The organism is Solemya elarraichensis gill symbiont (assembly GCF_002021095.1).
Taxonomy (GTDB): Bacteria; Pseudomonadota; Gammaproteobacteria; order Chromatiales; family Chromatiaceae.
Genome location: NZ_MPRK01000033.1, coordinates 1 through 11594, shown reverse-complemented (window position 1 = coordinate 11594; position 11594 = coordinate 1). Strand labels below are relative to the sequence as shown.

The 11594-nt window shown below is 47.5% G+C and carries 8 protein-coding genes and 1 tRNA gene; 2 read left to right on the top strand and 7 right to left on the bottom strand.

Annotation, left to right across the window (positions count from 1 at the left end; genetic code table 11):
- The 4 genes from BOW51_RS03040 to BOW51_RS03025 all read right to left on the bottom strand — a co-directional run.
- A partial coding sequence (locus BOW51_RS03040) for a mannose-1-phosphate guanylyltransferase/mannose-6-phosphate isomerase (RefSeq protein WP_078476383.1) occupies positions 1-1326 on the bottom strand: 1326 nt, incomplete at its 3' end.
- A 72-nt stretch (positions 1327-1398) separates the two neighbouring features.
- Positions 1399-2994 carry a glucose-6-phosphate isomerase gene (gene pgi, locus BOW51_RS03035; RefSeq protein WP_078476382.1) on the bottom strand — a complete coding sequence of 532 codons (1596 nt, stop codon included), beginning with the start codon at positions 2992-2994 and terminating at the stop codon, positions 1399-1401.
- A 362-nt stretch (positions 2995-3356) separates the two neighbouring features.
- Positions 3357-4469: a nucleotidyltransferase family protein gene (locus BOW51_RS03030; RefSeq protein WP_078476381.1), complete on the bottom strand. Its 1113-nt coding sequence runs from the start codon at positions 4467-4469 to the stop codon at positions 3357-3359.
- 157 nt (positions 4470-4626) lie between these two features.
- Entirely contained in the window at positions 4627-4818 is a 192-nt protein-coding gene (locus BOW51_RS03025; RefSeq protein ID WP_135568019.1) for a hypothetical protein, read from the bottom strand.
- A gap of 228 nt (positions 4819-5046) precedes the next feature.
- Here BOW51_RS03025 and BOW51_RS03020 point away from each other — a divergent pair.
- Positions 5047-5137: transfer RNA gene (locus tag BOW51_RS03020), tRNA-Ser, on the top strand.
- Positions 5138-5764: 627 nt separating this feature from the next.
- Here the strand turns inward: BOW51_RS03020 and BOW51_RS03015 are convergent.
- The 3 genes from BOW51_RS03015 to BOW51_RS03005 all read right to left on the bottom strand — a co-directional run bounded on the left by BOW51_RS03015 (position 5765) and on the right by BOW51_RS03005 (position 10974).
- Complete coding sequence (locus BOW51_RS03015) at positions 5765-6820, bottom strand: HD-GYP domain-containing protein (RefSeq protein ID WP_135568018.1); 1056 nt, start codon at positions 6818-6820, stop codon at positions 5765-5767.
- The gene (locus tag BOW51_RS03010; RefSeq protein WP_078476378.1) at positions 6820-10383 is read right to left on the bottom strand and encodes a hybrid sensor histidine kinase/response regulator; all 3564 of its coding nucleotides are present in this window, start codon (positions 10381-10383) and stop codon (positions 6820-6822) included. The genes BOW51_RS03015 and BOW51_RS03010 overlap by 1 nt, the downstream gene beginning before the upstream one ends.
- Positions 10384-10536: 153 nt before the next feature.
- Complete coding sequence (locus BOW51_RS03005; protein WP_078476377.1) at positions 10537-10974, bottom strand: hypothetical protein; 438 nt, start codon at positions 10972-10974, stop codon at positions 10537-10539.
- A gap of 247 nt (positions 10975-11221) precedes the next feature.
- Between BOW51_RS03005 and BOW51_RS03000 the strand changes: the two genes are divergently transcribed.
- Positions 11222-11482 (top strand): transposase, encoded by a 261-nt coding sequence (locus BOW51_RS03000; RefSeq protein ID WP_078476376.1) that lies wholly within the window; start codon positions 11222-11224, stop codon positions 11480-11482.
- Positions 11483-11594: the final 112 nt, after the last annotated feature.

Below are 11594 nucleotides of genomic sequence, written 5' to 3'. Positions count from 1 at the left end.
CGGAATCACGCCGGGGTTCTCAAGTGCATGCACCTGTCCAATCGGAATATAGGTCGACTCGTTCTCTGAAACCAGGTAGGTCTCCTCACCATTGGTTACCTTTGCGGTACCACTAACAACAATCCAGTGCTCGGCGCGATGATGATGCTTCTGTACAGAAAGCTTGGCTCCGGGCTTAACAGTGATGCGCTTGACTTGGTAACGTTCGCCATAGTCTATCGAGTCATAGACACCCCACGGACGATAGACCTCGCGGTGATTCATATGCTCGTGACGTCCATCATTACTGATCTGCTCAACGATTTTCTTGACGTCCTGCACCTTGTCTTTATGCGCAACCATAACGGCATCAAGCGTCTGGACTATAACCAGATCTTCAACTCCGACTGCCGTCACCAGACTGCTGTCTGCATGGATATAGCAGTTGCTGCTGTCATGCAGCATGACATCGCCCTTGAGGACATTGCCGTCACCGTTCTTTTCACTCACTTCCCACAGGGCTGACCAGGCACCGATATCGCTCCAGCCGGCATCGAGCGGAACCATGACTGCATCGGCGGTTTTTTCCATTACCGCGTAGTCGATAGAATCGGCGGGACAGGTGGAAAAGAGAGCCTCATCAACACGGGTAAAGTGCATATCCTGTGAGGTACCTTTCAACGCATCACGGCATGTGTTGAGAATATCCGGACTAAATACCTCCAGTTCCTGCAGGTAGCGGCTGGCACGGAACATGAACATGCCGCTGTTCCAGTAATAACGACCACTGGCAAGATACTCCTGTGCAGTTTCCAGGTCGGGCTTTTCTACAAAACGGCTGACCCCGAAGCCACCCGGTTCCAGTGCATCACCCTGCTCAATGTAACCGTAGCCGGTTTCGGGCTTGGTCGGTACGATACCGAATGTCACCAGCTTGCCTGCCTCTGCCTGGGGTAATGCTGCCTTGATACTGAGCTGGAAGGCATCAACATCCCTTATCAGGTGATCTGCAGCCAGTACCAGCATGATCGGATCATTATCCTGTGCAACCGCAGTCAGAGCTGCCAGCGCTATTGCCGGTGCTGTATTGCGTCCAACCGGCTCAAGCAGGATATTCGCTTCTTCCATATCAAGCTGACGCAGTTGCTCTGCGGCCAGGAATCGATGCTCCTCGTTACAGATCAATCTCGGTAGCGCGATATCCAGTCCCTGCAAACGTATGATGGTGGATTGCAGCATGGAGTATTTCTCATCGGTGACGGCGAGAAACTGCTTAGGATTCAACTGGCGCGATAACGGCCACAGACGTGCGCCGGATCCTCCGGCCATAATGACTGGTAACAGCATAGAGTGAGATTCCTTTTCAATTCAGCCGTACAAACTAAACCGGATATAAACAATAGTTAAAACATCATACTACTAAAGTGCAGCATCAACAGCTTCCAGCAGTGTGCGAGTCGAATCGTCGAGTTCCGACTTATCACTCTCTTCATCTAACAGCTTGTCAGCAAGCACCTTGCCAAGTTCAACGCCCCATTGGTCGAAGGAGTTAATATTCCACAAGCAGCCCTGAACAAAAACTTTGTGCTCATAGAGAGCAATCAGGGCACCAAGTGTATATGGAGAGAGCTCATCCAGAAGCATGACATTCGACGGACGGTTTCCCGGATAATGCCTGTACGGTTCGGATTCTTCCGCCTGCTTGCCCTGCATCAGCGCTGCTGACTGCGCCAGCATATTGGAGAGCAGGACGCGGTGATGATCAGGCGAACTCATTCTGTCCTTGAGCACACCGATGAAATCGACCGGTACCATGTGGCTCCCCTGGTGCAGCAACTGAAAAAAACTGTGTTGTCCGTTGGTTCCCGTCTGCCCCCAGACAATCGGTCCGGTTGCGCAGTTAACTGCACTGCCATCATGCATTACCGACTTGCCGTTACTCTCCATGTCGAGCTGCTGAAGATAGGTGGGAAATTCGGCCATACGCTGGCAATAGGGAATCACCGCCTGGCTCTCGGCATCGAAAAAATCCGTGTACCACAGCCCTAGCAGCGCCATCATGACAGGCATGTTCTGATCCGCTGGCGATGACCTGAAATGCCTGTCCATCTCACTCGCGCCTTCTAACAGTTGCTGAAAGCGTTCGTAGCCAAGGCAGATGGCGATTGACAAGCCGATGGTCGACCACAGCGAGTATCGCCCGCCGACCCAGCCCCAGAACTCGAGCAGGTTCTCTTCAAGCACACCCAGCTGGACGGCATTCTCGGGCGAAGCCGTCACACCGATAAAGTGTGATGTTGCGTAGGGATTCTCCACATTGAGGCGTTCGCGAAACCATGTAGCAGCAGTATTTGCATTCAGCAGCGTCTCCTGGGTGGTAAAAGTTTTACTGGAGATGATAACCAGGGTAGTTTCCGGGTCGAGTTTCTTAAGCGTTGAGTTGATCAACTCACCATCAACATTGGAAACGAAGTGGCAGCGTACCGATGGGTGGGCAAACTCCTTGAGTGCCTCGCATACCATGCGGGGACCGAGGTCAGAACCACCGATGCCGAGGTTGATGACATCTGTTACCTGCTTTCCGGTGGAACCTCGCCAGTTACCGGAGCGGATCTTGTCGCTGACTTCCTTTATGTGCTGTTTTTGCGCCTCGATTTGTGTACCAAGGTTCTCGAGGCCATCATCGGCTAGCATCTGCTTGTCAGAACGGAGCGCGGTGTGCAATACCGGACGCTGTTCGGTGGTGTTGATTGCATAACCGCGGAACATCGCCTCACGCTGTTCTTCGAAGGGTGATTCGGACAGCAGGTCCAAAAGCGCTCTTCTGACATTTTCATCTACAAGGTTCTTGGAGCAGTCCAGGTGGACGCCAGCGCATTTGAGTGAATATTTCTCTACCCTGTTGCTGTCTGCAGCATACAGCTCACTGATACGGAGGTCATTAATCGACCTGGTGAGTTTTTTCAGTGCAGACCAGCTATCTGTTGCGGTGATGTCATACTTCTCTACTTTCATTGTTATTACATCCGTACTATCAGGCATATTTGTGCCAAAAGGTTATAAATCGATCTACTGCTGCAGACCAGTCATGCGATGACATGCCAAGAGCTGATGCAGTCGCCGCATCAATACCATCTGATTCCTTCTCTAGTAGCAATGGCAAGACTGAAATCAGTCGTGCTCTGGGGTAACGCCATGCCTAGCCAGAAACCGAAAACAGCACGCCGGGACCGAAATCCCGCACATTAATCGCGAGGTTGCGTGCCACGGTCCTTGCGCCCGCGCGACACTTCCCAGTCCAGGGCATCGATAAAGATAACAACTGAGAGTTTTTCTGACCTGGATGATTCACTCATGTAATTCTCCTGAGGACGGACTTATTTCAATGGTGACTTGCTGCGCACATCACTGATCAGCCAGTCGAAACCGCCTTCTCCAAGGTGTACTACATTACCCGCAAAATCGATACAGTGCGGGCCGAAAACAATTTTCATATCGAGAGTCGCTCCACCCGATATGCGCGTGTGATGCCAGATTATACTGTTGCGGATTTCCGCATCACTCTCAATCACGCAACCGGAATGTATCAACGCCGGCCCGTGGACAACTGCATCTTTCCTGATCACGGTGGAGCCGCCGATATAGACCGGGCCCTTGATGTCTGCACCTTCTTCGATCAACACGTTGGCACCAGTATAAACACCGGGCGAGACCTCCTCACCGGGAATCGTGAAGCCGTGAATCTCGTTGTTGAGCGCCATCTCCGTCGCATCCCACAGATCGGGAGTCTTGCCGATATCGATCCACTGGAACGGCAGGGTTATCCCATAGAAAGGCGCACCAGCCTCGACGAGCGCTGGAAAGAGCTCGGAACCGATGTCATATTCACCCTCGGATGGAATGAAATTGAATATTTCCGGTTCAAAGATATAGATACCGGTATTCACCACATCACTCTTCGCCTCTTCGGGAGCGGGCTTTTCCTGGAAGGACTCAATCCGACCATCATCATCGGTCACGACCACGCCGTAACTACTTACCTCATCACGCGGTACCTGCTTCATAATAATAGTAGCGATCGAGCCTTTTTCACGATGGAAGGTGAGCGCCTCACTGAAATCTACATCGATCACTGCATCGCCGCACAGCACCGCAAAGGTGGAATCGAAAAAACCGGTGCGATTCTGGATCAGGCGCATACCGCCGGCTGAACCCATTGCCTGTCCTACCCACTCGTCACCGTCAAAATGGCCTTCCCATGAATACGCCATGTTGACGCCGAGACGGCTGCCGTCCTTGAAATAATCCTCGATATGCTGTGCGAGGTGACTGACGTTAACGATAAAGTCGCTAAAACCGTGGTTTTTGAGATGGGAGACAATCAACTCCATGACGGGCTGGTTGATCACCGGGATCATCGGCTTGGGAATCTCGTGGGTAATTGGCTGTACCCTGGTGCCCTTTCCGGCCGCCAAAATCATCGCTTTCATTCCATCTCCCTTGTGGTGGAGTGAGTGCTAGCCGATTTAACGAGCAGCCTCTCCATTCGTATTGGCTTTATCGATTAATCATAGCAATAAAGCTGAAGGCTATACCATAATGAAGATACACTAATTAGTAGGAAAGCTCGTCTCTGTCAGGAAATCACTAGGTGACGATTTTTCTCATTGCAAGCCTGTTACCGCCATCAACATACTCATGCGTCGCTTCATCCATGACCGACTGGATAAAGCCGATTCCAAGTCTGAGACTGGCGTTCGCATCATCAGGTATATCCCACTCATGATTCGCTAAGAGCGGTCGGGGCTTGCGCTCCATCATTAGCAGTTTGTGTCTCATGACCTGCCTTTTTAAGCATTGCCTCAAAAATAATTCGAGTGGCAGCGTCATCTTCCACGATCAGCAATTTGGCCATTAATGTCCTGTGTGAATGAATTCGAGCATGATTATTTCCAAAGTATACCGCCCAAAAGGTCAACAGGGCAGCGCTACACGGACAGCATCTGCAAAAAACTGAAAAAGAAACTGGAAAATTGCAGTGAAATTCATTATATTGCACGACTTGCCGGAGGGGTGGCAGAGCGGTTGAATGCACCGGTCTTGAAAACCGGCATGGGTTAATAGCCCATCCAGGGTTCGAATCCCTGTCCCTCCGCCACATATAACGCTTATGCATTTGATACATAGGCGTTTTTTATTATTTAGAGGTTATCTATGTACGGATCAATGTACGGATGACATAATTTTCCGTTAGTTCTGCAAGAGAACGCAGCCACAGGCCTGAAAGGAAATGCTCATCTTGACTTACATGATGTAAACAACCGACTGAGAAGCGGGGACCGTGAAACCTTTCCAACCCTTGGTCTAGACAATCATTCGTAGTGTCATATTGAATTCACCAAATTGATCCATGTTCATCTCCCTCTCCTATTTGACGACCCAGTCAGACCAATAGCATTTCAATATTGGATACTAACGAGCATGATTTAACAGCTCCTTCATTATCTGAGGTGGTCTAATGGTCTGGTACAACCCAGTTAAGTAAGATTGCCTTAACTGAGGAAGAGAATCAACGGCTTATGGGAAACCATGGGCCGTTTTTTTGTGGGCGACCAAGGGACTATGGATTTTGGGGAGTCCTTTGGTGGGTTTTAAAGAAAATCCTCTTCCCTGCTCCAATGAATGACCGCAACCCAAAGCAGACTCACCATTGGTTTTTTAGTTCATAGTTAATCTCTGTTTCCACTGTATGGTATGGAGAAGTAGTTTTTTCCTGTTTGTATTATTAATCGGAAAACTTTAATGTTATATCCCGGAATCGACCCTCGTGTGTAATAAAGGCTTCTACGATGTCAGGGTCAAAATGGGTGCCACTCTCCTCACTGATCATCTGCACCGCCTCAGAATGAGGAATTGGCGACTTGTAATGCCTTTTGCAAATCAAAGCATCATAGACGTCTGCTACTGCCATGATCCTACCAGGGATTGAGATCTCCCTACCCTTAAACGCCTTTGGGTAACCGCTGCCATCCCATTTCTCATGATGTCCTTCAATAATCTGAAGTGCTACTTGAGACAATTCAATTTCCCTACCAAGTGCGTTCTGAATATCATTGATTACTTCGGCGCCGAATGGAACGTGATACTGCATCTGTTCATACTCTTCATCCGTCAATTTACCTTTCTTGAACAATATCTCGTCTGGCACACCGACTTTCCCAATATCATGCAAAGGTGCTGCCTTGAACAGCAGTTCGATTATATTCTCATCCAAATATTCTCTGAAATTTGGATGGTCTAGTAACAACTTAGCAAGTAATCTGACATAGTGCTGGGTACGCTTAAGATGTCCACCTGTTTCTGGATCCCGACGCTCGGCAAGCGAACCCATGCTCACAATTAATGCATCCTGCAGGTGCACTATCTCCTCTGTCCGATGAAATATCATCTCTTCCAGGTGGTCTTTATATTGTTTCAGTTCCAGTTGATTATGGACTCTGGTTCTTACAATATCTGGAGTGAAGGGTTTGCGAATATAATCGACAGCGCCAAGCTCAAGACCAATCTCTTCATGTTGATCGTCACTCAAAGCGGTGATGAAAATAACCCCGATGCTCTTGGTTTGCATGGACTGCTGAAGTCTATTAAAGACCTCATAGCCATCCATGCCAGGCATATTTATATCCAGAAGCATAAGATCCGGTCGCGGTTCTGTAGATGCCAGCTGCAGTGCCTTCTCACCATTTGTGGCCGCAATGAGCGTGTAATGATTTTCTAGTAACGCCATCAACACTGAGATGTTCTCAGGTGTATCATCAACAATCAGAATCTTCTGTTTCATCATGCCTTCCCTTTACAGCCTGTGCATTCTTCGATGGCGCGGATTATCTCTCTGACTCCGTCAGAATCGTAACTTGACATCTCCCTATCCAGCTTCCAGAACATCTCATCATATTCACTATTCACAAGCATGGCATGCAATTTGCCTCTGTACTTGTTAGCAGCTCTCAAGTCCTTATCCAGTGATGCCTCCAGCTTTTTCAGCAGGCTTGATAGTTCCCGTCTGTCTATTACAACTGTGTGGTTATCCTCTACTTGAGGAACCGCATCACTCATCTGTTGTTCAAGACCCACAATCGCCTGTATAACTTTTTTTAGATGCAAGTCGAATTGATCAAGCAGTGACTCACAGGCTTCCAACTTTTGCTGCTCACTCAGTGACTCGAACTCGGCTGCTACTGTAGATAGCTCATTCATTCCCAGATTAGCCGCTGCCCCCTTGATACCATGCGCTATCTCTTTGGCATGTTCTAAATTGTGTACAGCAAGCGCGTCCCGCAACCGTCCAGCAGCTTCCTGATTATTCTGACGGAACTCTTTAATCAGTCTGATGAAAAGTGTGCTATTACCACCCAATCTCTTCAATGCAGACTCACTGTCAATACCTGAATTCTGGGGGATGGAGGCCTGATTCATTACATCTGTCTGCTTGACTCTATTTGATGGAATCTCGTTCTCAACTCTTTCTTCTGGCCCTACCCAGTTCAATAGCACCTCCATTATCTTACCTGGATCAAGGGGCTTGGTTATGTGGTCATTCATGCCGGCGCGGAGACTTTTCTCATGGTCATCGACTAGAGCATGAGCAGTCATGGCAATTATGGGGATATTGGAGGGATATTTCTCATCAGCTTGTGTTTTGAGTTTCCGAATCTGTCGGGTGGCTTCAAGTCCATCCATCTTGGGCATTTGAATGTCCATAAACACAAGATCGAATTTCTTGTGTTTAATCATATCGACTGCCTCAATGCCATTGCTGGCCATCTCAACTTCACAGCCCATCTGCTCCAGCAGCTCCATAGCCACCTGCTGATTAATGCTATTGTCTTCGACAAGAAGAATCCTGGCCCCGTTAATTTTCTCCGACTGCCAAGGAGCTGATCCAGATTCTAATTTAACAGCTTTGGCAGGCACGTCTTTATCATTTAGCGCCTCCATGACCGCATCAAATAAGGCAGAGGACTCAATCGGTTTGAAGGTTAATGAGCTGACACCAATCTCTTCGACTTTTTCAAAATGTTCTTCACCATTATATGGCGAGATCATCAGCAGGGTTGGCACCTCGCTGTATCCGGGTAGCTTTCGTATGCGAGTGATGGTCTCTATAGCATCCATTCCTGATGGCATGGAGTCGTCAATAATAATGAGTCTATAGGGGGATTCTGTTGAAACTTCTACTGCATTGACCCCGTGTTCTCCAGAATCCGTAACTGTTACCTTACATGTAAACGACTCCAGAATCTGTTTCAGAACTTTCCTTGCTTCCTCATTATCATCGATGATCAACACTTTCAGTCTGTGTAAGTCAGGATGAGTGTGATCAAGAGGATACCTAATTAAATCGTCACCCAATCCAAATGTAACGGTAAAAGTGAATTCAGTACCATGTCCAATTTCACTTCTAGCCCGAATAACACCTCCCATCATCTCGACAAGGCGCTTGCTGAGTATCAACCCTAATCCAGTACCTCCGTGATCTCGAGAAATATGTTCATTCGCCTGACTGAATGGCTTAAAGAGCCTCTCCATCTGCTCAGGGGAAATACCCATGCCTGAATCACGAACAGAAAACTCCAATATGGCCTTCTCTGTATCAAACTCCAGGCAGCAAACAGAAATTACGATTTCGCCATGCTCGGTGAACTTCACTGCATTCCCTGCAAGATTTAATAGAACCTCTTCCAGGCGTGTCTTATCGCCGATAAGCTTAAGCGGCACATTAGGCTCAACAGAAAATATCAGTTCAAGATTTTCCTCAGCACATTTGATGGCGATTACATTGGAAATGTGTTTCAGAACATCCTTGAGAATAAATTCTTCTTGAAGGAGCTCAAGCTTTCCTGCTTCAATTTTTGAAAAATCGAGGATGTCATTTATGATTTGAAGTAGTGATTGTCCGGATGACATGATCTTATCCAAGTAATCACGTTGTTTGAATGTAAGATCAGCCTGCAGTGCTAGGTGGCTGAGTCCAATAACTGCGTTCATTGGTGTGCGTATCTCGCGGCTCATTCTGGCCAGAAAAATACTCTTGGCCTCATTTGCCTTTTCCGCCTCACATTGCGCCTGTCGCGTAGCTTCCTGAGCATGTTTAAGTTCATCCCTGGATACCATGGTTTCCTGAAGGCTTTCCGCGGTTCTGTTCAGCGATTTTGCTAACGAACCAATCTCGTCATCTGAGTACGCACTAGCCCTTGCTGCTAGATCTCCCTTTCCAAGATTTTGGGCAGACGCTGCAAGCTCTACTATGGGTCTGGCTAACAATTTTCCCAATAGCAGGGAGACCGCTGAGGATATCAGGACGAAGGTCATTCCAACAATAATAATGATTAACGTTGTATCACGGTTAGCAGCGAGGGCTGTTATTTCATCAAGAGAGATGACAACATGCCATCCTTCACCTTTGTTCCCCTTAATGTGATCTACCGACTCCTTGCTCCCCCCAAATGCAAATTTTTCTGATCCCATAGTTATTGATACAGAAGAAAATGCCTTTAGTACATTTTTATTGTTTTCAAAAACAATTGAGGTGCCATTCACTTTTTTCTGTAACGACCTAACAAGTGTCTTGTCTACATGTTTTGAAAGCGGGATGACACCATGCTCGGAGACAACTAATCCACCCGTGCGCACAATTTGCACCATACCCGAATGATGTATGGGATATTTCTCAACCACATCACTTAATGCCCCAATAATATTCACGTTGGCTTTTAATATTCCAATAATTCTGTTTTGATCCTTAATTGGCACAACCACCCCAAGTACATACCCTTCCACGCTGGCATCAAAACCACGGTCATCCAGAAATATTCTTCCCCGTCCATCATCATAAGCTGCCTGCCACCAATATTTACGGGAATGGGCGAGAGTCGTCAACTTACCTGTCGTGGCAATCATCTCTCCATAAAGGTTGGTAAGGAAAATTTCACCGTACCTTCCAGGAAAGAGCTTTTGTTGTGTCTTCAGGAACTCGGCAACGGGATTGGTCATGTGGGCCTGAATGAAAGGATCGTTTATATCAGTAATTTCCCTCCACCACTGGTTCCGCCGATCGATCACGGCTATACGCTCTTCATCAGACAATGCCGCCAGCTCTTTATTCCTCCTCTGCAGAGCACTCTTGATCAGCGGTGCGGAAGAGATCGTAGTGGTGACGGATGCTAACTCTCCAAGGTGTAAATCCGTATGCAACGACTTCTCATCAGAAATTTTTTGTAGCTTATGCACCTCATTAGCTATGATGGCTTTCTGAGACAGCATGTTATAGCCGGCTGAAATCAGGATAACAATGACAGATCCGAATGCTGCCATGATGAGAGATGCTTTATGATGTATTTTCATAATGCACGCCCGATTATCTCAAAATATTATTATCAACATTGAGCATCATCCTGCTCCACATAAAAACCAACCAAACCCACTCTCAATCAATTTGTTACTGTTAAAGCTACTCAAGATTGGATAAATTCACCTCATGAGGTAGATTTATCCTCTTCATATATATAGCGCACCCCCCAGATGTTTGGCCAAGCCGTCACAGACGTCTTTTGGTTTGCAGGGCTTGAGCAGATAGTCATCCCATCCTGTAGATGTCAAATCATCTATCTGCCCACCGCCGCTAAGTCCAACAGTGAAAGCCAACATAGCCCCAATAGAAGGGAGGCCAGGCACAACGGTTTTAATCGTCCCACTTTCCAACTCCCTCACGAACCAGTTCACTATCCCAGAATTAACGCCTAAAACCAAAAATGCAAGCATGATTGTCATAAACAAAAGTACAACAAACGTGGTTATCATCAGAGACAACTCAGTCGAACCCGTAAGCAATAATGTAAAGGATGCAGGCAGAGAGAGAGAAAAGCAGAGTGCAGTACTAAACCACTGCGGCAGAATACTCTTGAGAATGACAATATCCAGTAACCATCCAAGCATAACCAAGGCACCCGTAACACCGGTGAATACTACTAATATCTTAACAAGATATTCTCTTATTCATACTTCACCTAGTGAAATAATGACCACTTAATCAATAAGTTTTTATATTAATTTAGAAACCGTATGGTCATATTCCTATGACAATGTAGCAATCCCCACATTAGGGGACTTCTAAAGGGGACTGTTGTGGTCTAATCCTGCCGGACACCTCGCTAAGGTGGAATACTACCGACCGAGGTGAAATATGACGACAGAGAGAAAGCGGCGGAAATTCACGCCTGAGTTTAAGAAGGATGCGGTGGTGCTGGTCACCGAGCAGGGTTATTCCATCGCGAAGTCGGCACAGGCCGTCGACACGAGCGAGAACAACCTGCGGCGCTGGAAGAAAGAGCTGGAGCAGGAAGCAAGCGGAGAGCGACTGAATTCCAATGAAAGGGCGGAGCTGGCACGACTGCGGCGGGAAAACAAAGAACTGCGCATGGAGAAAGAAGGCGGTTTCGGATAATAAGTGCAATTGGTACAAGCGTGTCTTTGATCTCGTGATGTAAAACGGGACATCCAAGTCGCCCTTTTACACTCGATCTTCGACAGCCTTTATTGCCCCGGACGCCCTGCGT

What these genes read in the sequence shown, in the direction of transcription:
- pgi (WP_078476382.1), bottom strand. Translation starts at nt 2,994, where the DNA reads ATGAAAGTAGAGAAGTATGACATCACCGCAACAGATAGCTGGTCTGCA.
- BOW51_RS03025 (WP_135568019.1), bottom strand. Translation starts at nt 4,818, where the DNA reads ATGAGACACAAACTGCTAATGATGGAGCGCAAGCCCCGACCGCTCTTA.
- BOW51_RS03000 (WP_078476376.1), top strand. Translation starts at nt 11,222, where the DNA reads ATGACGACAGAGAGAAAGCGGCGGAAATTCACGCCTGAGTTTAAGAAG.
- BOW51_RS03010 (WP_078476378.1), bottom strand. Translation starts at nt 10,383, where the DNA reads ATGAAAATACATCATAAAGCATCTCTCATCATGGCAGCATTCGGATCT.
- BOW51_RS03015 (WP_135568018.1), bottom strand. Translation starts at nt 6,820, where the DNA reads ATGAAACAGAAGATTCTGATTGTTGATGATACACCTGAGAACATCTCA.
- BOW51_RS03005 (WP_078476377.1), bottom strand. Translation starts at nt 10,974, where the DNA reads ATGCTTGGATGGTTACTGGATATTGTCATTCTCAAGAGTATTCTGCCG.
- BOW51_RS03030 (WP_078476381.1), bottom strand. Translation starts at nt 4,469, where the DNA reads ATGAAAGCGATGATTTTGGCGGCCGGAAAGGGCACCAGGGTACAGCCA.